The sequence below is a fragment of the Streptomyces sp. NPDC059668 genome (assembly GCF_042734135.1).
Taxonomy (GTDB): domain Bacteria; phylum Actinomycetota; class Actinomycetes; order Streptomycetales; family Streptomycetaceae; genus Streptomyces.
This window is the reverse complement of record NZ_JBHWEL010000013.1, coordinates 140,320-160,034: the sequence shown is the minus strand read 5'-3', so window position 1 is coordinate 160,034 and position 19,715 is coordinate 140,320. Positions and strand designations below refer to the sequence as shown.

The 19,715-nt window shown below is 70.7% G+C and carries 21 protein-coding genes and 1 tRNA gene; 14 read left to right on the top strand and 8 right to left on the bottom strand.

What is annotated here, in order from left to right:
- Nucleotides 1-290 precede the first annotated feature (290 nt).
- The 6 genes from ACFV2J_RS13310 (at nucleotide 291) to ACFV2J_RS13285 (ending at nucleotide 3,465) form a co-directional block, all read left to right on the top strand.
- On the top strand, nucleotides 291-593 hold the full coding sequence (locus tag ACFV2J_RS13310; RefSeq protein ID WP_385085054.1) for a hypothetical protein: 303 nt from the start codon (nucleotides 291-293) through the stop codon (nucleotides 591-593).
- A 124-nt stretch (nucleotides 594-717) separates the two neighbouring features.
- Complete coding sequence (locus tag ACFV2J_RS13305) at nucleotides 718-807, top strand: chaplin family protein (protein ID WP_385085056.1); 90 nt, start codon at nucleotides 718-720, stop codon at nucleotides 805-807.
- 223 nt (nucleotides 808-1,030) lie between these two features.
- Nucleotides 1,031-1,528, top strand: a complete 498-nt coding sequence (locus ACFV2J_RS13300; protein ID WP_385085058.1) for a DUF5949 family protein — start codon at nucleotides 1,031-1,033, stop codon at nucleotides 1,526-1,528.
- The gene (locus ACFV2J_RS13295) at nucleotides 1,528-2,112 is read left to right on the top strand and encodes a vitamin K epoxide reductase family protein (RefSeq protein ID WP_385085060.1); all 585 of its coding nucleotides are present in this window, start codon (nucleotides 1,528-1,530) and stop codon (nucleotides 2,110-2,112) included. Before ACFV2J_RS13300 ends, ACFV2J_RS13295 begins: the two co-directional genes overlap by 1 nt.
- Nucleotides 2,113-2,189: 77 nt before the next feature.
- Nucleotides 2,190-2,615: a tyrosinase family oxidase copper chaperone gene (locus ACFV2J_RS13290; RefSeq protein WP_385085062.1), complete on the top strand. Its 426-nt coding sequence runs from the start codon at nucleotides 2,190-2,192 to the stop codon at nucleotides 2,613-2,615.
- A complete protein-coding gene (locus ACFV2J_RS13285) occupies nucleotides 2,599-3,465 on the top strand; it encodes a tyrosinase family protein (protein ID WP_385085064.1) in 867 nt (288 codons plus the stop codon). Before ACFV2J_RS13290 ends, ACFV2J_RS13285 begins: the two co-directional genes overlap by 17 nt.
- Before the next feature lie 137 nt (nucleotides 3,466-3,602).
- On the opposite strand, the gene ACFV2J_RS13280 is transcribed toward ACFV2J_RS13285, so the two are convergent.
- Nucleotides 3,603-3,899 carry a chaplin gene (locus tag ACFV2J_RS13280; RefSeq protein WP_385085066.1) on the bottom strand — a complete coding sequence of 99 codons (297 nt, stop codon included), beginning with the start codon at nucleotides 3,897-3,899 and terminating at the stop codon, nucleotides 3,603-3,605.
- Nucleotides 3,900-4,105: 206 nt separating this feature from the next.
- Between ACFV2J_RS13280 and ACFV2J_RS13275 the strand changes: the two genes are divergently transcribed.
- Complete coding sequence (locus ACFV2J_RS13275; RefSeq protein WP_385085068.1) at nucleotides 4,106-4,711, top strand: DUF2087 domain-containing protein; 606 nt, start codon at nucleotides 4,106-4,108, stop codon at nucleotides 4,709-4,711.
- Between the two features lie 98 nt (nucleotides 4,712-4,809).
- Here the strand turns inward: ACFV2J_RS13275 and ACFV2J_RS13270 are convergent, their stop codons facing one another.
- Nucleotides 4,810-5,769, bottom strand: coding sequence for a D-2-hydroxyacid dehydrogenase family protein (locus tag ACFV2J_RS13270; protein WP_385085070.1), 960 nt, complete (start codon nucleotides 5,767-5,769; stop codon nucleotides 4,810-4,812).
- 130 nt (nucleotides 5,770-5,899) lie between these two features.
- On the opposite strand from ACFV2J_RS13270, the gene ACFV2J_RS13265 reads away from it, so the two are divergent.
- The 4 genes from ACFV2J_RS13265 to ACFV2J_RS13250 all read left to right on the top strand — a co-directional run bounded on the left by ACFV2J_RS13265 (nucleotide 5,900) and on the right by ACFV2J_RS13250 (nucleotide 8,942).
- The gene (locus tag ACFV2J_RS13265; protein WP_385085072.1) at nucleotides 5,900-6,481 is read left to right on the top strand and encodes a hypothetical protein; all 582 of its coding nucleotides are present in this window, start codon (nucleotides 5,900-5,902) and stop codon (nucleotides 6,479-6,481) included.
- Nucleotides 6,482-6,511: 30 nt separating this feature from the next.
- A complete protein-coding gene (locus tag ACFV2J_RS13260; protein WP_385085074.1) occupies nucleotides 6,512-7,309 on the top strand; it encodes a YcnI family protein in 798 nt (265 codons plus the stop codon).
- 177 nt (nucleotides 7,310-7,486) lie between these two features.
- Nucleotides 7,487-8,209: a hypothetical protein gene (locus ACFV2J_RS13255; RefSeq protein WP_385085076.1), complete on the top strand. Its 723-nt coding sequence runs from the start codon at nucleotides 7,487-7,489 to the stop codon at nucleotides 8,207-8,209.
- Between the two features lie 139 nt (nucleotides 8,210-8,348).
- A complete protein-coding gene (locus tag ACFV2J_RS13250) occupies nucleotides 8,349-8,942 on the top strand; it encodes a sigma-70 family RNA polymerase sigma factor (protein WP_385085078.1) in 594 nt (197 codons plus the stop codon).
- Nucleotides 8,943-9,145: 203 nt separating this feature from the next.
- Here ACFV2J_RS13250 and ACFV2J_RS13245 read toward each other — a convergent pair whose 3' ends face one another.
- The 3 genes from ACFV2J_RS13245 to ACFV2J_RS13235 form a co-directional block, all read right to left on the bottom strand.
- Nucleotides 9,146-10,585, bottom strand: a complete 1,440-nt coding sequence (locus tag ACFV2J_RS13245; protein WP_385085080.1) for a Cys-Gln thioester bond-forming surface protein — start codon at nucleotides 10,583-10,585, stop codon at nucleotides 9,146-9,148.
- Between the two features lie 404 nt (nucleotides 10,586-10,989).
- Nucleotides 10,990-11,457 (bottom strand): single-stranded DNA-binding protein, encoded by a 468-nt coding sequence (locus ACFV2J_RS13240; RefSeq protein ID WP_385085082.1) that lies wholly within the window; start codon nucleotides 11,455-11,457, stop codon nucleotides 10,990-10,992.
- A 176-nt stretch (nucleotides 11,458-11,633) separates the two neighbouring features.
- Nucleotides 11,634-13,421: a GTPase gene (locus ACFV2J_RS13235; protein WP_385085084.1), complete on the bottom strand. Its 1,788-nt coding sequence runs from the start codon at nucleotides 13,419-13,421 to the stop codon at nucleotides 11,634-11,636.
- A 99-nt stretch (nucleotides 13,422-13,520) separates the two neighbouring features.
- Here ACFV2J_RS13235 and ACFV2J_RS13230 point away from each other — a divergent pair, with 99 nt between their 5' ends.
- Nucleotides 13,521-13,946 (top strand): hypothetical protein, encoded by a 426-nt coding sequence (locus ACFV2J_RS13230; protein ID WP_385085086.1) that lies wholly within the window; start codon nucleotides 13,521-13,523, stop codon nucleotides 13,944-13,946.
- Nucleotides 13,947-14,062: 116 nt separating this feature from the next.
- Here the strand turns inward: ACFV2J_RS13230 and ACFV2J_RS13225 are convergent, their stop codons facing one another.
- Complete coding sequence (locus tag ACFV2J_RS13225) at nucleotides 14,063-15,670, bottom strand: dynamin family protein (RefSeq protein ID WP_385085088.1); 1,608 nt, start codon at nucleotides 15,668-15,670, stop codon at nucleotides 14,063-14,065.
- A gap of 310 nt (nucleotides 15,671-15,980) precedes the next feature.
- Here ACFV2J_RS13225 and ACFV2J_RS13220 point away from each other — a divergent pair.
- Nucleotides 15,981-16,053 (top strand) — tRNA-Arg (locus ACFV2J_RS13220).
- Nucleotides 16,054-16,285: 232 nt separating this feature from the next.
- Here ACFV2J_RS13220 and ACFV2J_RS13215 read toward each other — a convergent pair.
- Nucleotides 16,286-16,633, bottom strand: a complete 348-nt coding sequence (locus tag ACFV2J_RS13215) for a hypothetical protein (protein WP_385085090.1) — start codon at nucleotides 16,631-16,633, stop codon at nucleotides 16,286-16,288.
- Nucleotides 16,634-16,780: 147 nt separating this feature from the next.
- Here ACFV2J_RS13215 and ACFV2J_RS13210 point away from each other — a divergent pair, with 147 nt between their 5' ends.
- Complete coding sequence (locus tag ACFV2J_RS13210) at nucleotides 16,781-17,020, top strand: hypothetical protein (RefSeq protein ID WP_385085092.1); 240 nt, start codon at nucleotides 16,781-16,783, stop codon at nucleotides 17,018-17,020.
- A 539-nt stretch (nucleotides 17,021-17,559) separates the two neighbouring features.
- Here ACFV2J_RS13210 and ACFV2J_RS13205 read toward each other — a convergent pair.
- Entirely contained in the window at nucleotides 17,560-18,567 is a 1,008-nt protein-coding gene (locus ACFV2J_RS13205; RefSeq protein ID WP_385085094.1) for a D-alanyl-D-alanine carboxypeptidase family protein, read from the bottom strand.
- Between the last annotated feature and the right edge of the window lie 1,148 nt (nucleotides 18,568-19,715).

Genomic DNA, 19,715 nt, shown 5'->3' with positions numbered 1-19,715 from the left:
GGCCGCCCGCCGCCGGGCCGTGGGGGGGGGGGGGGGGGCGCCCCGGCCGCCCGCCCCCCCCCGGCCCGGGCCCGGCCCCCCCCCCCGCGCCCCCCCCCCCCGCCCGTTTCGCGTCCGGGGCTTATCGGCGGCTCTTGTATGAGAATGCGATGCGCCGTTCCCGGATGGGGTGTTCGGGTGGGGTGCAGGAAATTTCTGCACACGGGGTTTCCGTCCAGTGCGGGGCTCGTTAGTCAGGGCGCAGTGAAAAACTCCCGCCGGTGACGCGAGTTGCCGAAGAAAGGAACACGATGAAGTCCCTGAAGGCCGCCGCTGTCGTCGCCGGGTCCATGGTCATCGCTGGTGCCGCCGCGCCCGCCTTTGCCGCCGGGGCCTCCGACCTCACGCCCACCAGCCTCAACGGCGCCCTGGACACCATCACCAGCCAGCGCTCGCTCAGCCTGAAGGACGTGCAGCCCCTGCAGCACCAGTCGGACGCGCTCGACACCGAGAACAAGGGCTCGGTCCTCAACTCCCTGAACGGCGCGACGAAGACGCTCAACTCGAGCGCCGCGCCCGCCCAGCTGCTCGGCGGACTTCCGCTCCAGAACTGACCGGATCCTTCGGCGCGTGTCTTTTCCGGAAGGCCCGTGACCGTATTTCCTGGGCTGTGGCACAGCGCCAAGGAAAGGGCGGACGACGAGAACCGCCGAGAAGACCGCTCTCCTGCGGACCCCCGTGAATGTTCCGGTGAACCTCGGCGGCAACACGGTCGACGTCGTCGGCGTGCCGAACCCGGCGTTCGGGAACATCCGCGCCGACCAATGACACCTCGCTCGCACGGCTGACGCCGAACGTGCGCGGCGGAGGCCGTCGGCCATGGGGAAGGGCCGGCTCCGTGCCCCGCGGATCCGGCCCTTTCGCCTTTCGAATGGACCGGCTCCGGGTGCGTTCGAAGCGTGTCCCTCTTTCGTGTGGTCGCCCACCTGGTTGTCGCCCGGTCGAGTGAGAAAGCGTGAGGTCCGTTCGGGTGCGTCGATAGGGTTCCGCGGTGACCTCAACCTCAAGCGAAACGCGTCCTTTCCGGGCCGCAGATCTCGGCACGCTCGCCGTCATGGCCTTCAGCGGTGAAGCCCCCGATGGAGACATGCCCTATCTCCTCGCCTATTCCCTGGGTGACGGCGAGGGTGGCGCCGGAGCCTCCACGGTTGCCATCGAGGAACTGCTGCGCAACAACGGTCTGCCCGTCGGGGACACACTCCTCGACGGTTCCCAGCAGCCGAGCCTGCCGCTCACCCTTCTCGTCCAGGCCGGCCAGGCCGTCGTCACCATGCCGTACCTCAACGCCCAGTGCGTCGTGCCGCCGGAGTGGCTCGCGGCGGTCGGCGAACGCGGCTACGCCTACTTCCTCTTCGCCACCCGGGCCTGGCCCGAGGCGGTGCCCGGCAGGCCCGTCGCCCCCGAGAGCCTGGCCGCGTTCGCGGGTGACGAGGAAACCCTGCTCAGCGCGGCGCACGTGCTGCTGCCCGCGCGCAGCCTGCGCGGCTGATGAATCGGACCGCGGGGGGCAGCCGTGCGCTCGCCCTGTTGCTGGTGATCACCGGTGCGGCCGGTCTGCTCGCGGCGTGGGTCATCACGATCGACAAGTTCAAGCTGCTGGAGAACCCGAACTTCGTGCCGGGGTGCAGCCTGAACCCGGTCGTCTCCTGCGGCAACATCATGAAGAGCGAGCAGGCCTCGGCCTTCGGGTTCCCGAACCCGATGCTGGGCCTGGTGACGTACGGCATCGTGATCTGCGTCGGCGTGAGCCTGCTGGCGCGGGCCACCTTCCCGCGCTGGTACTGGCTGACCTTCAACGCCGGGACCCTCTTCGGCGTCGGGTTCTGCACCTGGCTGCAGTTCCAGTCGCTGTACCGCATCAACTCGCTGTGCCTGTGGTGCTGCCTGGCCTGGGTCGCCACGATCATCATGTTCTGGTACGTGACGTCATTCAACGTACGAAATGATTTTATCCCCGCCCCTCATTGGCTGAAGGGATTCCTGGGTGAATTCACCTGGGTCTTTCCGCTGTTGCACATCGGTGTCATCGGCATGCTGATTCTGACCCGGTGGTGGGAATTCTGGACCAGCTGACCACCGAGACCGCCGGGGGAATCCTGACGCCAGGGTCAACGCTGCTGGATCCGACCGAATCCACCGAGGAGAGAACCATGTCCGTCAGCAGAGTGTCGAGCGGAGTGCCGGTGACCCGGAGGGGCGTGATGCACGGCCTGCTGGCGTCGGCCGCCGCCGCGGTGCTGGCCCCCGTCGTCGCCGCGTCGTGGCCCCCGCACCTGCCCACCTCCGACGACGTCTCGTTCGACGAGGTGTACCACGGGCGCCACCTCCTGGGTGCCAGGACCGGAACGGACGGCCGCGCCGCGGTCGGCGGCGGTGAGTGGCAGGTCACCGTGGACGGCCGGCCCCTGCACCTGATGCGCCGCGCGGACGGCAGCTATCTGAGCATGGTGGACCACTACGAGTCCTATCCGACCGCGCTGGAGGCCGCGCGCGCCGCCGTCGACGAACTGGGGCCCTCGGAGCAGCTTCGCGGCGTGGAAGCGGAGGGGAGCGGCCACCATGGCGTACACGCGTAAGAACGTCAGCAGGCTGACCGGCGCGGAACGACGCCGGTTCGTCGCCGCCATGCTGGAGGTCAAACGCCGGGGCGAGTACGACGAGTTCGTGCGGATGCACATCGAGTACTACGTGGCGGACGGCGACCGGAGCCTGCGCGCGGCCCACATGGCGCCCTCGTTCCTGCCCTGGCACCGGCAGTTCCTGCTGGAACTGGAGCGGGCGCTGCGCCGCGTGGACTCCTCGGTGACGGTGCCCTACTGGGACTGGACACGGGAGCGGAAGCCGTCCTCCGTGCCCTGGACCGCGGACCTGCTCGGAGGCAACGGGCGGCGTTCCGACCGCCAGGTCATGACGGGACCCTTCGCCTATGCCCACGGGAAGTGGGCGATCAAGGTGGGGGTGACCGACGGCGCCTACCTGACCCGCGACCTGGGGCGCCGCCAGAGCCCGTTCGAGCTGCCCACGAAGCATGACCTGGACGCGGCCCTCGCGGACCCCGTCTACGACACCGCCCCCTGGAACTCCACGTCCACCAAAGGCTTCCGTAACAAGCTCGAAGGGTGGGGGCGCGGGTCAGGCAGCGCGACCTGGCGCAACCACAACCGCGTCCACCGCTGGGTCGGCGGCGCCATGCTCGGCGGCGCCTCGGTCAACGACCCCGTCTTCTGGCTGCACCACGCCTTCGTGGACCTCCAGTGGTCCCGCTGGCAGCAACGTCACCACGGCGCCCGCTACCTGCCCGCCCGGCCGCCTGGTCCCGGCAACGACCAGCACGGACGAATCGTCGCCCGGCACGAGCGCATGCCGCCCTGGCACGTCACGCCGGCCGAGCTGGAGGACCACAGCCGGATCTACCGGTACGCGTAGCCGTAGCCGTAGCCGTAGCCGTAGCCGCCGCCGCGGGCGCCGTTGCCCGCTCGCCAGGGAAGCGGCGTCGCCCGCGTCACGGCGAGGCCCCCGGCAGCGCATGCTGCAGGGGGCCTTCCTCGTCCGTACGACGAGCGTCAGTTGCCGTAGCCGGAGTTGGAGCTGCTCGGGCCGGGGGTGCCCGTGGTGGGGCCGCCGACGTTGGCGCAGGTGTTGCCGAAGGCCGGGTTCAGCAGACCGACGACGTCGATGGTGTTCCCACAGACGTTGACCGGCACGTTGACCGGGACCTGGATGAGATTGCCCGAGAGGACGCCGGGGGAGCCGACGGCCGCACCCTGGGCACCCGCGTCCGCCATGGCAAGACCGGCCCCGCTGAGGACCACGGCGCCCGTGCCGAGAGCGATACCGGCTGCCTTCGCGATGCGAGACATCACGTTTCTCCTTTGGATCGGTGAGCGCGGCTGCTCGAACGCGACCGCACTTCCCCTTCAACGCGCCCGACCACAGCCGGTCACGGCATACACGCGGGGGATCACCCGTCTCGAACGGGCCGCTCGCCACCGAGCCGAGCCCGGCAGTGCGCCGCGGGCGGAAAATCACTACGGCGCACGCGAAGCCCTCGTCTAGCCTGCTGACCATGTCCGCCGACCTGCCGACCTCCCCGTCGACCCATCAGCCGACCTCCCGGCCGGATGCCCCGTCGACCACCCCGCCGACCGACCCGTTGGCCGGGCTGTTCGCCGAGGAGAGCCGGGTCCGCGCCTTCGCGGCGGTGGCCCTCGGCGCGGACACGCCCGCGGAGGTCATGGAGCGGACGGGCCTGTCCCCGAGGGACGCGACCGCGGCGCTGCGCCGGCTCCTGAGCCAGGACGTCATCACGGACGACGGGGGACTGGCCGTCGCCTACGGCCACTTCAGACAGCTCGCACGCGGCGCACGGGCGCCCGCCGAGACCTACGGCTCCGAGGACGAGCGGACCGAGGCCGTCCTGCGGACCTTCGTACGCGGCGGCCGTCTGATCCGGCTCCCCGCCCAGTGGCAGCGCAAGCTGGTCGTGCTCCGGCACATCGCCGAGCAGACCTTCGAAACGGGCGTCGAGTATCCCGAGCGGACCGTCAACGAGAAACTGCGGGCCTGGTGCGAGGACGCGCCCGTCGACCATGTGACCCTGCGGCGCTACCTCGTGGACCTGCACCATCTCACCCGGCAGTACGGCTTCTACTGGCGGCCCGCACAGGTCTGAACCGACGCTTCCGGTCCGGCGGTGACAATGCTTCCGGTCCGGTGGCGCGACGCTTCCGGTCCGGCGGAGGCGATGCTTCCGGTCCGGCGGAGGCGGCCTCAGCCGAGGACGCGTATGGGCGTGCCCGCGAGGAAGGCCCGGATGTCCTCGACCGCCCCGCCGTAGTAGGCCTCGTAGTTGGCCCGCGACACATAGCCCAGATGCGGTGTGGCGAGAAGGCGCGGTGCCGTGCGCATGGGGTGGTGAGCGGGGAGCGGCTCGACGTCGAACACGTCCACACCCGCCCCGGCGATCCGGCCCTCGCGCAGGGCCGCGAGCAGCGCGTCCTGGTCGACGATCGCCGCGCGTGAGGTGTTGACGAGATAGGCGGTCGGTTTGAGGAGGGCCAGTTCGGCGGCGCCCACCAGACCACGGGTGCGCTCACCCAGCGCGAGGTGCACGGAGACGAAGTCGCTGTTCGCGAGCAACTCCTCCTTCGAGTCCACCCGTTCCACCCCGACCTCCTCGGCGCGCTCCTCAGTGAGGTTCCGGCTCCACGCGCCGACGCGCATCCCGAACGCGAGGCCCACCCGCGCCACCCGGCCGCCGATCTTCCCGAGCCCGAGCAGACCCAGCCGGCGTCCGTGCAGATCGGCGCCCACGGTGCTCTGCCAGGCGCCGCCCGCCCGCAACGCGCCGTTCTCCTCGACGAGTCCCCGCGCGAGGCCCAGCAGCAGCGCCCATGTCAGCTCGACCGGGGGCGTCGGGGAACTCGGGGTGCCGCACACGGTCACCCCGTGCGCCTCGGCGGCCGCGTAGTCGATCACGGAGTTGCGCATCCCGGAGGCGATCAGCAACTTCAGACGGGGCAGCCGGCCCAGCAGCGAGCCGGGGAAGGGCACCCGCTCGCGCAGCGTCACGACGATGTCGAAGTCCGCGAGCGCGGCCGCCAGCGCGTCCTCGTCGGCGAGATGCTCGCCGAACCCGACCACCTCGACGTCGTCCGCGACCGGCGACCAGTCGACGACCTCGGTCGCCACCCCCTGGTAGTCGTCGAGCACAGCACAGCGAAGTCGCATGTCAGGTCCCTCCCGGACTCGACCGGAGCCTAACCGAGAGGCGTGCGCGAGCGCCGCGGAGCCCCCGCGGGAGGCGACTGAGGGGGAAGCCGCGACGGCCGTTCGCTCCCCGTGGCAGTATCTGGGCTTCATGAGTGCGTCCCCAGAGGTACGGAGCCTGCGCGCGGCGGTGTTCGCCGTGCTGTGCGTGCTGCTGGCCGCCGGCGGTCACGGGCTCGCTTCGGGGGAGGCGCCGCCGCTGTGGGCGGACGGTGCCGCATTCCTCGCCGTGTTCGCGGCCGGCTGTCTGCTGAGCGGGCGCGAACGCTCACTTCTCGGGATCGGTGGCGGCATGCTGGCCACCCAGGCCGGACTGCACGTCGCGTTCGAGGCGGCCCGGCCGCGGATGACGATGCACATGCACGGCATGCCCATGGCCCACTCGCACGCCATGACCCCGCACGCCACGGCGGCCCACGTGGCCGCCGCCCTGCTGGCGACCTGGTGGCTGCGGCGCGGGGAAGCGGCGTTCTGGTGCCTGCTGCGCCGGGCCGTAACGCTGGTACCGGGACTCGCGGCCTGGTGGCGGGTACGGACCGGACGGCCCGCCGGACCGTTCCGGCCGGCCGCCGTCTGCCCGAACGCCGCCGCGCCCGGGCCGCTTCGGCAGGCACTGCTGCGGCACGCGGTCTCGCGGCGGGGACCACCGCCGGGGCTGTCGTACGCGCCCTGACCGCAATCCCCACCAGTACGGAGCCCCCCGATGTCCCCGATCCGCACCACCCTGCGCCGCGCCGGCGTCGTCACCGCCCTCACCACGGCCGGGATCCTGGCCGCCGCCGGTGCCGCCTCCGCGCATGTGACCGTCCACCCCGAGAGCTACGCCAAGGGAGCCACGGACGGCGTCCTGACCTTCCGCGTCCCCAACGAGGAGGACACCGCCAGCACCACGAAGGTGCAGGTCTTCCTCCCGACGGACCACCCGGTCCTCGGCGTGCTCGTCACCCCCCAGGCCGGCTGGACGGCGAAGGTGACGACCACGAAGCTCAAGAGCCCCGTCAAGACCGACGACGGCACCATCACCGAGGCCGTCTCGGAGATCACCTGGACCGGCGGCCGGATCCGGCACGGCCAGTACCAGGACTTCGACGTCGCCTTCGGGCAGCTGCCCGACGACACCGGCCAGTTGGCGTTCAAGACGCTGCAGACGTACTCGGACGGCAACGTCGCCCGCTGGATCGAGGAGACGCAGAAGGGCGGGGACGAGCCGGAGAACCCGGCACCGGTGCTCGCCCTCACCGCCAAGGCGGCGGGGGAGTCCGGCTCCGACGCGAACTCCGGTGCGGGCTCGTCCACGGACTCGGGTTCGGGTTCTGGTTCGGACTCGGGTTCTGACACGTCGTCGGCGTCGAGCTCGGCTCCGGCCTCGGCGACGGGGAGTTCGGCGTCGAGCAGTGACTCCACGGCGCGCGGCCTGGGCATCGCCGGGCTGATCGTGGGCGTCCTCGGCCTGGGCGCGGCGGCGTTCGCCCTCGTACGCGGCCGCAACGCCGGCTCGTAACCTCGCTCAGAGGGCGGTCCTTCGCCCCGCCGGCGCCGACCGCGGCCGGCGGGGCGACGGATTGCCGCAGGCCGCCCAGGACCACCGAAGGCGTTCGGCTCCGGGTATGAGCGGGACGCGGGATATTTCCGTACCTCTCCGTGACGACCGGCACCCGGATGCGAGGATGAGGCCGCCATGACAGCTGGGTGGTGCTCTCGCACGGTACGGGCCGCGGTGTTCGCTGCCGTCTGTGTGCTGCTCGCCGCCTTGGGACACGTGATGATGTCCGGCCGTGATCTTCCCCCATGGGTCCTCGGCGCCTCGGTCGTGGTGATCGGCGGCACGGGGTGGGGTCTGGCGGGCCGGGAGCGCGGACCGGCCCTGATCGTGACCGCGGTGACGGTCACCCAGGCGGCACTCCACACGGCGTTCTCGATCGCCCAGGCGTCGACGCCCGGCGTGCCCACGACGGGCACCCCCGGCACGGGCTCCATGTCCGCGGGAGCCATGACCACCGGCGCCCTGTCCACCGATGCCCTGCCCACCGACGTCCTGCCCATGGGGCCCGAGCACATGGACTCCATGGACATGGGGGCCATGGCGGCAATGGGGGCCATGGATCACATGGGCGACGCGGCGGGCGGCACCTCCTCGCTCGGCATGCTCGCCGCCCACCTGCTGGCCGCCCTGCTCTGCGGCCTGTGGCTGGCGCACGGAGAACGCGCCGCCTTCCGCGTCCTGCGGGCCCTCGCGGCCCGGCTGGCCGCCCCGCTGCGACTGTTCCTCGCGCTGCCCGCCCCGGTGGGCCGCCCGCGTCCGCGCCTGCGCCGTCATCGCCCGGAGCGCGCTCCGCGCCCGCTCCTCCTCGTCCACGCGATCACTTCTCGGGGTCCGCCCACCGGGACCGCTGTCGTCTGACGACAGCCGGTTTCCCGGGACCACCACCGTGCGTCCCGGGCCCGGCCGCGCCTTGGCGCGCGGCCGTCCCCCTCACCGGACCCCTGGCCGCCCTCTGCGCGCCGGGGCCGGATTCCGGACGATCCGAGAAGGACACCAGGTGACCACTCCTGCCCTGCCCACCTCACGTGACGCCTCGCTGACGGCCTGGGCGATGGCCGCCCGCGGCGGCGACCCCGAAGCCGTGGACCACTTCGTCCGCGCCCTCCACCGAGACGTACGCCGCTACGTCGCCTACCTCGGCGCGGACCCCCAGACCACGGACGACCTGGCCCAGGACACCTTCCTGCGCGCCCTCGGCAGCCTGCACCGTTTCGAGGGGCGCTCCTCGGCCCGTGCCTGGCTGCTGGCCATCGCACGCCGTGCCGTGATCGACAGCTTCCGGAACGCGGCCACCCGACCCCGGCCGGCCGACTTCGACGACTGGCAACTCGCGGTCGAACGCGCCCAGCCGCGCGGCCTGCCGGGCTTCGACGACGGCGTCGCGCTCGACGACCTGCTCGCCGGACTGCCCGAGGAGCGCCGCGAGGCCTTCGTACTGACCCAACTGCTCGGGCTGCCCTACGCGGAGGCGGCCCTGGTGAGCGACTGCCCGGTCGGCACGGTCCGTTCACGAGTGGCCCGTGCCCGTACCTCCCTCATCGCCTCGCTGTCCGACGCCGAGCGCTGCGGGCTGGTCGACGCGGCGGCCTGACGGGGAGCGGCCCTGCCAGGAGGTGGCGCGGGCCTGACAGGGACGGCCGGCCGCGAGCGACGACAGGGGGCCGGAAAAGGAGCGCGGCCCCGGACGCCTGGGGGGCGGGCCGGGGCCGCGGGTTCACGAGGGCACCGTGCCCGCGGTCACTCACTGTTGAGTTGCCAAGGTGCGGTAGCGCTCAGTGGCTGTCCTGCGCTTGTTCAGTCCCGCGTCGGCGTCTGCTTCTGCCGGAGGAGGAAGATGACCCCGCCGCCGAGGACGACCAGGGCGATGGCTGTGCCCGCGATGATCGGGGTCGCGCTGGAACCGCCCGTCTCCGCGAGGTCGGTGCCCCCGGTGGAGGCGGCGTCCAACGCGGCCGGACTGGGTTCACCGACCGTCTGTGTGGTGACGTCGCTCGCGCTGCTCTGCGTCTTGCAGTCGAGCATGCCGGTGAACCGCTTCTCGAAGCCGTTCGCGCCCGTGACCGCGAAGGCGTAGGCCTGGTCCTCCCGCAGCGGGACCGTCACCGTCACGGACTCGCCGGCCGCGACGGTGTGCTCGGCATCCATCAGCTCGAAGGTGAACGGCGCGTCGCCCGCGTTGGCCGCCGTGACGTCCACACCACCCTTGGCACAGTTCTTCTCGGCGGAGAGCGCGGGTATCGCGCCCTCCGCGGCCCAGGTGGCCGTCGCCGTCGCGGACACCGTCGACTCGCTGGAGCCCGCCAGGATCTGCGTCTGACTCCGGGTCTCCGAGGCGAAGGCCCGGCCGACCGGCACGGTCGTCGACGCCTGCACGGTCAGGGCCGCCGAGCCGTCCGTGGCGTCCTCCGGCACGTCGAAGTAGATCCGGCTGCCGTTGGCCGCCGAGGTGATCGGCCTGCCGTCCTTGTCGACGACCTTCACGCCGCTCGCGAAGGCGTCCGCGGGTGGCGTCACCGTCGCACTGCCCGCGTCGGTGCGGACCGTGATCGGGCCCACCTTCTCACCGGCGTGACCCGAGACCGCAGGCGGATCGAGGGTCAGCGAGGCCTTGGGCTCCGGCACGTTCCGCGCGTTCTTCTGCAGATAGTCCGCGAGCTTCTCCGCCTGCGGGTTCACCGCGTCCACGTCGGCGCCGTCCGAGTACCGCCAGATGGCCACCTGCGTGCCGGCCGCGGCGTCCTGCTCGGTGAGGCCGCTCGCCCCGGCCTTCTCGGCCAGCGCCGCCAGGTCGTTCACCTGCGGGTAGGAGTGCTCCAGGATCCAACGGATCCGGCCCGCGTCCTTGTTGCCGTTCAGCGACGTGCCGCTCCAGGACGTCTCCTGGTACTTGGCGTCCCGCTGGGTCGGGTTGTGGAGGTCGATGCAGTAGGTCTGCAGCATGCCGCCGTTGTCGACGGACATCTCGAACAGACCCGCGGACACCTGCTGGTCCTGGCCGTTGTCGTGGATCACCGCGGACCCGTACGTCTTCAGTCCGGCGATGGTCGCGGTCGCGCCGCCCTGACTCTGCGGGACCTCGTCCGCGACGGCCGTACCCGCGGTGACCATCGCCCCGGCGGCGACGAGCCCCGACACCACTGTCACGGCGGCGAGGCGACCGGCCCCTCGTCTGCGCGCCGCCGCGGACGAGGACGTCGCAGCGAACGCGGAGAGCGCGGAGAGCGCAGAAAACACAGAATTCCCTTTCGAGCAGGACCCGTTGACATGGGGGGACGGTCCCGCCAGCAGAATCAGAAGCCCCGTGAGCTATGCCCGGCATCCTAAGGACGCGGCGCACCACGCTCCCCGGGCATTCCATCCGATAACCGATCCGAATCGGAATCGTTATCGGTCAGCAAGGCTGTGAGCTGCGCTTATCGACAAATCCATGACGGATGCCGGGGGTGCTCCCCGTGACGACCCCGCATGTATCCATCGATAAGCCGCAGTTCGGCCCTACTACCCGTCGACTGGACCTTTCATCTGCTGGACCGTCCGTCGGCTGGACCGTTCCTCGGCCGGACCGTTCGACGGCCGGGACGGGCGGTGCACTGTCGCCGTGTCATCGTCCGGACGTGTGCGACCGTCACCGCCCGGGCTCAGGTCACCCCGGCCGGCGCCGCTTGTCGCGAGGAGGGGGCCTCCGGCGGACTCGCGGGCTCCGTCTCCCAGTTGGGCTCGGGCCGGGGAGCTGACGGTGTGTCGACTTCCTTGTGCGGACGCCGGAAGGCCGAAGTGCCGCGTGAGAGGTCGTGGCCGATCGCCACCGCGTCGATGTCCGCCGACGTCCAGCTCTGCCCCTCGCGCACCTCGGTGCGTACCTTCAACCTGCCCTGCACGATGACGGGATCGCCCACCGACAGGGACGCCCCCACGTTGGTGGCGAGTGCCCGATTGGCCCACACGGTGAAGAAGTTGGTGTGCCCGTCCGTCCACGTGCTCTTCTCGCGGTCCCAGTACCGCGCCGTCACCGCGAGGCGGAACCTCGCCGAAGCCCCGTTCGCCAGCTCTCGGTACACCGGCTGTGTCGCCACGTTCCCCACCGCGCAGACCATCGTCTCGTTCATGCCCGGACCCCTCTCCCGTACGGCTGCGTCTGTCGCGGCGATCGCATGCCGTGCGATCGCCGCGAGTTCAGACTGCCCGCGCCGGGCCGATCCCGCTGAACGCTGTGCACGGACCGAGGGTTGTGGACAACCGCGTCACCCGTAGGAGTGCCGTGCCCTCGGTCGTGCGGCCCCGGTCAGCCGACCGGCGCCCCCGTGACCCGCCCGAACTGCTCCCGTACCTCGCGATACCGCAGCAGCTCCGCCGCCACCGGATCCAGGACCCGTGCCCTCCCGCACCCGGCGGCGGCCTCCCGCAACCGTCGTTCCGCGTCGAGCCCGTACCGCCGGGACGGTCCGCGCGCCGCCAGTCTGCTGCTCCACTCGACGAACGGACCGCCGATGATGCCCGCCACCATCAGCAGCACCGGCACCCAGAGGTTCGGCTCCATGAACCCGATGATCTGCCCCAGCAGCCACAGCCCGCCCACGATCTGAAGGATCGTCATCGACGCCTGGGCGAGAACGGCGACCGGCCACCACCCCGGCCGCGGCGGCCGTCCCGCCGGTGTCGTGGCACGCGCCGCCATCTCGTCCAGGGCCTCCGGCAGCCCCTGCGCGCCGCGTACGGCCGCCTCGCGCACCGCAAGCGCCCAAGGCGCGGGCAGACCGTGGGCCGCCCGGTCCGCCACCGTACGAACGGCCTGCTCGACCCGCTGGCGGGCCGTGGCCTCCTCGTCGGCCGGCGCCCGCAGCGCATGCCGTCCGGTCGGCGGGTCGCGCCGGTCCTGACACCAGTGCCACAGCCGCAGCCAGGGTGTGCCGCAGGCGCGGTTGGCGTTGCGGCGCCACGCGCGCTCGGCAGCCTGGCCGGCCGCGGTGGCGCCCACCGCGTCCGCGAGGCGGTCCGAGAACTCGTCGCGTGCCTCCTCGCTGAGCCCCGTGCGCCGACCGGTCGCGTACAGGGGCCGCAGCCGAGCGGCGGCCGCGTCGAGATCGGCCGAGATGCGACGCGCTGCGGCGCCGCGTTCGGCCACGAACTGCCCGAGCGCCTCCCGCAGTTCCCCGATGCCGTCCCCGGTGAGCGCGGACAGCGCGAGCACGGTCGCACCCGGTTCGCCGTACTCGCCCAGCGCGACCCCGTCGTCGTCGAGCAGCCTGCGCAGGTCGTCGAGGACCTGGTCGGCGGCTTCGCCGGGCAGCCGGTCCACCTGGTTGAGGACCACGAAGGAGACCTCCGCGTGCCCCGCCATGGGCCGCAGATAGCGCTCATGAAGCATGGCGTCCGCGTACTTCTCGGGGTCCACGACCCAGATGACCGCGTCCACGAGCGCCAGGATGCGGTCCACGTGTTCGCGGTGCTGGACGGCGGCGGAGTCGTGGTCGGGCAGATCGACCAAGACGAGGCCGTGCAACTGGGCCTCCGCCTCAGGGCTCTGGAGAGGACGCCTGCGCAGTCGCCCCGGGATGCCGAGCCGGTCGATGAGCGTCGCGGCGCCGTCGCTCCAACTGCACGCGATGGGGGCCGCGGTGGTCGGCCTGCGGACACCGGTCTCGGAGATGGTCACGCCGGCGAGCGCGTTGAAGAGCTGCGACTTGCCGCTGCCGGTGGCCCCGGCGATGGCGACGACGGTGTGCTGCCCGGAGAGCTTGCGCCGCGCCGCCGCCTCGTCGAGAACCCTGCCCGCCTCGGCGAGGGTCTTGCCGTCGAGACGAGCGCGGGACAACCCGACCAGTTCCCGGAGCGCGTCGATCCGCGAGCGCAGGGGGCCGTCGTACGCGAGTGGGGGCGATGGGGCCTGTGCGGCGGTCCTGGCCTCCGGCGCCGGGCCTTCCTGGGCCGCGGGAGCGTCGGACGCGCGGCGGGCGATCAGCCCGTCGTCCCAGACGGACTCGGATTCGGTACGGGTGGGGGCGCCGTCGCCCTTCACGCGCGCGTGTCCCTCTTCGTCCTTCACGCGCGCGTGCCCGGCGTCGTCCGTCACCTGTGTGTGTGCCGGGGCGTGCTCGGGGTGTGAGGGGCCCGCGTGTTGAGAGGAGTTCGGGGGGCGGTTGTCGGTGCCGGCACGGGTTTCGTGGGTCTCGTGTACCTCACGGCCCTCAGAGTGCTCATGGACCTCACGGATCTCACGGATCTCACGGATCTCACGGGCTTCGTGGGGATCACGGGCTTTGTGCGGCTCATGGGTTTCACGGTCCTCGCGTGCTTCGTGACCCGTGTGCCTTGTGTGCTCCATGTGTCTCGTGTGGTCCTTGTGGCCGTCCCGGGCGGCCCCTGGCTCGGGCTCCCTGTCCGTGATCGTCTCGCGGGCGCGCGCCGGGGGCCGGTCCTCGTCACGCGAGCCAACGGAGTGGCCGTCCCTCGGTGCACGCTGGTAGGAGGTGTCCTGGGAAGAGGCGTCCCGCTCGGACGGGCCGTGGTCCGACACGCCGCCTCCGGAGGGGCCGTCTCCGGCGTGGAAGGTGTGGTCGGCGTGGTCGGTGTGATCCGTATGGTGGGCGTGACCTGAGCGGTCCGAGTGATCCAGATGATCCGAGCGATCCTTGTGATCCGGGAGATCCGGGAGATCCGGGCGATCTGTGTGATCCGTGGGGTCCGTGTGATCTGTGACGGCGGTCATCGCGGTCACCTCTCCTTCTGCAGTACGGACAGCGCGGCGATGAGTTCCGACTGGGGCTCCGGATGGACGTCGAGGGCGTCGAGCGGGGCCAGGCGCCGTTCGCGCTCGGTGTGCAGCGTCTGGTCGAGGTACTCGGTGAGGAGGTCTCCGCCACGTTCGCGCAGCCGGAGAGCGCCTTGCACGCCGATCCGGTCGGCGAGCTGCTCACCGGCGATCTGAGCCCTCTTGCCGCCCAGGAGCGTGGTGGCGACCAGCGCGGCGACGGCATCGGCGTCCGGGGCGGCGCTCTTGTCGAGGTGACCGACCTCCTCCTCGGCGTACTCCTCCAGGACCCGCCGCCACCGTCGTACGGCCACTCCGATCCGATGCTCGGGGCTCTCCAGGGTTGGATCACGGTCCGTCAGCTCCGCGACGTCCGCGGCCGGTTCCCGGCGCCAGGCCTCGTCCACCCGCTCGTCGGCGGCCGTGACGGCGCACAGCATCAGGGCGGCAAGGCTTTCGACCAGCGAGTCGAGCAACTCGCCGGCGGTGCAGTCCAGCGGATAGGCGCGCCACCGCTTGAGCGCGTCCCCGGCGAGCACGGCACCGGCCCGCAAACGCCCCTGCACGCGCGCGTGCTCCCTGTCGTACGCACTGTCGACGGCCGCGGTGAGCCGCAGCGCGGCGGCGTACTGCGCCGCGGCCGCGCTCGCCAGCTCCGGCATCCGGACCTTCAGGGAGTCGAGGACCCCATGGGCGGTACGGGCCATCGCCTGGCGTCTGGCGCCGGGGTCCTGTGTCTGGTGCACGAGCCACGTACGCAGTGACGCGACGGCGGAGGCGGGCAGCAGGCCGCCGCCCCAGGCCGACTCGGGCAGCTCGGGCACCGTGAAGCGGGGCACCTCGCCGAGCCCGGCCTTGGTCAGCAGGGCGCCGTACTGCCGCGAGACCTCGGACACCACCTGGTGGGGCACCCGGTCGAGGACGGTGACCAGGGTCGCCCTGTTCTCCTTGGCGGTGCGCAGCAGGTGCCAGGGCACGGCGTCGGCGTACCGCGCGGCCGTGGTCACCATGACCCAGATGTCGGCCGCGCTGATCAGTTCCGCGGCGAGTACGCGGTTCTCGGCGACGAGGGAGTCGACGTCGGGAGCGTCGAGCAGGGCGAGGCCGCGGGGGAGGGTGTCGACGGTCTCGATCCGCAGCACCCGTTCGCCGCGCTCGCCGGGTAGGGGCAGGTCGTCGCCGGGCTCCTGGTGGGGCATCCACACGCGGGTGAGGTCGGGCAGCACCCGCACCCCGCTGAACCAGTGATGATCCTCCGGATGGCATACCAGCACCGGTGTACGGGTCGTCGGTCGGAGCACCCCGGCCTCGCTGACCCGGCGTCCCACAAGGGAGTTGACGAGGGTGGATTTGCCCGCCCCGGTGGATCCACCGATCACGGCCAGAAGTGGCGCTTCGGGGTCTCTCAACCGGGGCACCAAATAGTCGTTGAGCTGTGCGAGCAGTTCGTCGCGGTTGGCACGCGCGCGTGGAGCCCCCGCCAGGGGCAGCGGGAAGCGTGCGGCGGCGACACGGTCGCGCAGGGCGGAGAGTGCGTCGAGCAGCTGGGGCCGTACGTCCAAGGTCACCACATGTGAAGAATGCCCAATTTTGGAGGCTTTCTGAAGCATATGGCCACGCCTGCGCGCCGACAGGACACTTGGGGCGGAAGGGATGACTGGGGTGCAGGCATAACGAGTGCACAACACCCGGGGCGTCGGGCGCCAAAAGCGGTGCATGATTCGTACCTGCCTGCGATTATCAGGACCGCTTCACCGAACCTCCACATTGAGCCACGGAGGCGAAGCGCCAGGGACAAGGACCCGGGAGCCCTATCCTTGTCCCCGACAAGGTCACGGATCGGCCCACACCCGGGCACTGCGACACCGGCCACCACACCCGGCCCCCGTAGCTCAGTGGATAGAGCAGGCGCCTTCTAAGCGCTTGGCCGCAGGTTCGAGTCCTGCCGGGGGCGCAAGTCTCCGCCCTCCCCTATGGGAGGGCTTTTTGCAGGTCAGGGCACGTTTCCCTCGGACCGACGAAGCTCCGAACGCCTCCCCGACGATCAAGGGGAAAGTCCGGGGCCCTCCGGCTGTCACCGGGTTTTCGCGGGTGGCTGTGCCGAATACGTGTCGAAGTTTTCGGCGGGAAGCCTCAGCCCGCGTCGGGCGGCTCAGGAAAATCTCGCGCTGCTCCGAGGCGCCGTTTCAGGTCAGGAAGCCGCCCCTCCACGCGCCGGGCGTAGGCCGCCGGGAGCACCGGAACGCTGTTGCCGGCCAGTCCGCCACCTGTGCGGGTGGAATCCCGTCGTTCAGCCACTTGGTCAGGCGCGTGTGGCGGTTGTCGTACACGCGCCGTCCCGTGGGTGACTCGAAGACGTGTGGGGGCGGGACGGCCATACGCGTGCTGCGCCATGCCCGGCGGATCACCGAGCCCGGGAGAATGCCGCCGCGCTTCCCCTGGAAGAGCAGGCCACCGGGCTTGAGGTGTTCGTCCTCGATGTGCTGCCGCAGGATGCGGTCGGGGCCGGATGCGCTGGCCGGCTCGGCCGTCACAGCCCCCGGCCGGTCCTGCGCTCCTGTCTCCGCCTCGCTCCAGCCCGGCCGGCGCCCGCCCCGCGCTCACGGCAGTCAGTCGTCAGATGCCAGAGAAGGGGTACGTCGTGGCTGGGGCTGTCGGTCCCACGGCTTTACGGAGCCACCTTGGCGCGAGCATCGCAGATCATGGCCCCGGCGTCGTGCTTTACCGGGCAGGTCCACCACCGCCTCGACGCGATCTCCGGGGAACACCAGAAGCGCGGCTTCGAGGACGCGGCCGGCGGTGTCGGCGGCGACGTCTACTTGTCGCGCAAGGTCTCGATTTCGACCGCCAGCACGGCCATGTCACGCGCGCGTGGTACTTGGCCCCGTACTCGTCGCCGATCGCGGGAAGAATCTTTTTGAACGACGTTGTGAGCCTGCTCAAGCCAGCGCGACTCTGCTCGTCGAGCCAGCCTTTGAGGGCAATGGACGAATAGGCGTATGAGTCCGCATTGAGCAGCACCATGTCCTCGCCTCCGATGTCCAGGCCGCGGAAGCCCGGAGGGAACGGTGCGGCCATATGCTCGGCCATCATCTGTGCAAGCGCGTCCGGCTTCGCTTCGAACATGCGGGAGATCCTGCGAGGCACAAATGCGTCGAGGCGCGGCTCCGCCTCAGCCCGGTGAACCCATGCGGCCACCAGCAGCAGTGTGCGCCACATGACCAACGACGCCATGGGCTGCCCTGATTTCGGCCAGCCCGTGGAGTCCTTCCAGCGTGCATCCAGCCAGCAGCCATCTCTGACGCCATTTGCTTCGCACCACAAGGGGAGGCGCTTACGTGCCCTTAGGGCATGCGGCCCCTCGTTCAACTACGGCATGCGGCCCCTCGTTCAACGAGGGGCCGCCGCGGTTGGCGATCTATTTCCTGACTGCTGAGCATCGCGAGCCGATTCTCAGAAGTCAGCAGCGGGTGCTGTCGGACAGTACATCCCAGTGCCAGTGCTCGTTCCTGTATTGGTGGAACCCGAACCTGGCTGCGTTGGCGCGCAACCACGTCCACGCCGCCCCCGATCCATTGGTGCAGCCGGCCGAACTGTCGATGCCTGCAAAGTCGATGGCCAATCCCATCTGATGATTCGAAGTCCCAGGGCGGGCCACGCGGCTGTAGTTGCCCTGCCGACAGAGGGAATTGGCGGTGCACAGGGCCTGCTGGTGCGCCATGGTCCGAAACGCGCTGGAAGCGCTCAGGGCGAGTCCTGACGCCCTTGCCGAGCGGAGCATGGCTGCGACGGCGCCCGATACCCGAGAGTTCACCACAGCCTCACCGTTCGCGCCGGGTACCCGATAGGCGGTGTTCCTGCTCTCTTCACTCGTGCTGTGCAGACCTGCCACCGCGCACAGACGGATGAGCACCCTGGCGGAGTTGTGGTAGCCGTCCGCCACTCCAAGGTCTCGAGTCCCCGATGCGCAGGGCACGTTGCGGGAGTCGTTGTAGAGAGGAGTGATCGGCGTCGTGGACGTACCTCCGCCCGACGTGCGTGACGACCAGACGGCAACATGCCCTGGATCGCGGTAGATTACCGCATTTCCATCATTCTGCAGTTCGAGGTGGGCGCCAGGATGGCCTGTGGTGCTGCTGGCCCAGATCGGCACATGACCCGGTGCGTAAACTACGAGATTGCCATCCGTCTGCATCTGCGCGACGGCGCCCGGACGGCCCGCGGTGCCGCTCGCCCAAAGGGCGGGGTCGCTGCCTCGGTACAGAACCAGGTTGCCATCGGTCTGCATAATCAGCGTGTAGCGGCCGTCAGGGGACTGAAGCTTGCCGCCCGTGGCCAGCGACTGTCCGCCTCCCAGAATATGAGGGGCCTGCGCCGCTTGAGCCGGGCCGACGGATCCCGGGAGCAGGCTTGCGAGTATTGGGGCCAGCAGCACGGTCAGCCCTAGTCGTCGGAGCAAGTTTTTCACGGACGAGCTCATTTCTCGACTTCTGCAAGGTTGTGAGTCCGCCCTCAACGCAGGGCGGCGCACACACGGTCTTCAAATCCGTGTCCATGCCGTCAAGATTTAAAGATGAGATGCATCTCAGACATCTGTTCCAACCTGCCTCCGTCAGTGGCTGCACGGTGTAATTCCGGGAATCGCCGGACACGCCGTGTGCATGACTGCGCAGAAGCCAGTCCGGTGGCCTCGCACTGATCAAACGGGAGGACGAGGGCCGACGAGCCTGCCGGACGCTGTGGAGATGCGCTGGCGGCATGACTGGTGGGGGTCGACCAGCCGGAGGAACTACTGGAGGCCCGCCCAGTACTGGAGTTGTTCCGCTGACATCAACTGCAGCCGGGATGCGCGAGCGTAGCCGCAGCGCGTCCGTATTCTCATCGGCCGAATGCGTGTCGAAGTCGCCGAACGTCCACACTCAGCACCCCGAAACGGTCAGTCAAGTCAGGCCTGCTCATCCAGTGGTCCGCTCAAGCGTCTTCCAAGCGCTTGGCCGCAGGTTCGAGTCCTACCGGGAGAGCCTTTCTGCTGGTCGAGGCATGTTTGACGCCCGACGCGGAGAACCGGACCGCCTCCACGTGATCGCGGAGGGGGTCTGGCGCTTCCGGCCGTCACCGGGTTTCTGCGGGTCGCCGTGTCGCATACGTGTCGTCGAAGTTCCCGTAGGCGCGGCAGACGTTTGTGTGTGATCCGGAGGAGGCTCCAGCGGTCTCGATGCGTGGCTTGAGATCATCCAGCTGACCGGCGACGCACGGGCACAGCTGGACAGAAGGGCTGGGGCGCCGTTGGCCGGCCAGTCCGCGATCTGCGCCTGCGGCACCCGTCATCGCGCCGCTTCGTCAGGCAGGTGTGCCGCAGGTCGTACACCCCTTCGTCGAGCGGTGAAGCGAAGTCCGCGGGGCGATGAACCTGCTGCCCACGGGGCCACAGGCGGTGCACGAGCACTCGCCTGCCGGCCCGCGACGACGTGTTCTCGTAGGGCCTCCGGCAAACGGGAACGCCCGGGGGGCGGGGGCGGCGGGGGGGGGGGGCCCCCCCCCGCGGCGGGGGGGGGGGGCGCGCCGCGCGGGGGTATGTAGAGCTGCCTGCGCGGGCCGCTGTGTGAGAGGGGGTGA

Excerpts from the sequence above, each read along its gene's own strand:
- ACFV2J_RS13310 (WP_385085054.1), top strand. The coding sequence starts at position 291 with ATGAAGTCCCTGAAGGCCGCCGCTGTCGTCGCCGGGTCCATGGTCATC.
- ACFV2J_RS13295 (WP_385085060.1), top strand. The coding sequence starts at position 1,528 with ATGAATCGGACCGCGGGGGGCAGCCGTGCGCTCGCCCTGTTGCTGGTG.
- ACFV2J_RS13290 (WP_385085062.1), top strand. The coding sequence starts at position 2,190 with ATGTCCGTCAGCAGAGTGTCGAGCGGAGTGCCGGTGACCCGGAGGGGC.
- ACFV2J_RS13285 (WP_385085064.1), top strand. The coding sequence starts at position 2,599 with ATGGCGTACACGCGTAAGAACGTCAGCAGGCTGACCGGCGCGGAACGA.
- ACFV2J_RS13280 (WP_385085066.1), bottom strand. The coding sequence starts at position 3,899 with ATGTCTCGCATCGCGAAGGCAGCCGGTATCGCTCTCGGCACGGGCGCC.
- ACFV2J_RS13275 (WP_385085068.1), top strand. The coding sequence starts at position 4,106 with ATGTCCGCCGACCTGCCGACCTCCCCGTCGACCCATCAGCCGACCTCC.
- ACFV2J_RS13270 (WP_385085070.1), bottom strand. The coding sequence starts at position 5,769 with ATGCGACTTCGCTGTGCTGTGCTCGACGACTACCAGGGGGTGGCGACC.
- ACFV2J_RS13265 (WP_385085072.1), top strand. The coding sequence starts at position 5,900 with ATGAGTGCGTCCCCAGAGGTACGGAGCCTGCGCGCGGCGGTGTTCGCC.
- ACFV2J_RS13260 (WP_385085074.1), top strand. The coding sequence starts at position 6,512 with ATGTCCCCGATCCGCACCACCCTGCGCCGCGCCGGCGTCGTCACCGCC.
- ACFV2J_RS13255 (WP_385085076.1), top strand. The coding sequence starts at position 7,487 with ATGACAGCTGGGTGGTGCTCTCGCACGGTACGGGCCGCGGTGTTCGCT.
- ACFV2J_RS13240 (WP_385085082.1), bottom strand. The coding sequence starts at position 11,457 with ATGAACGAGACGATGGTCTGCGCGGTGGGGAACGTGGCGACACAGCCG.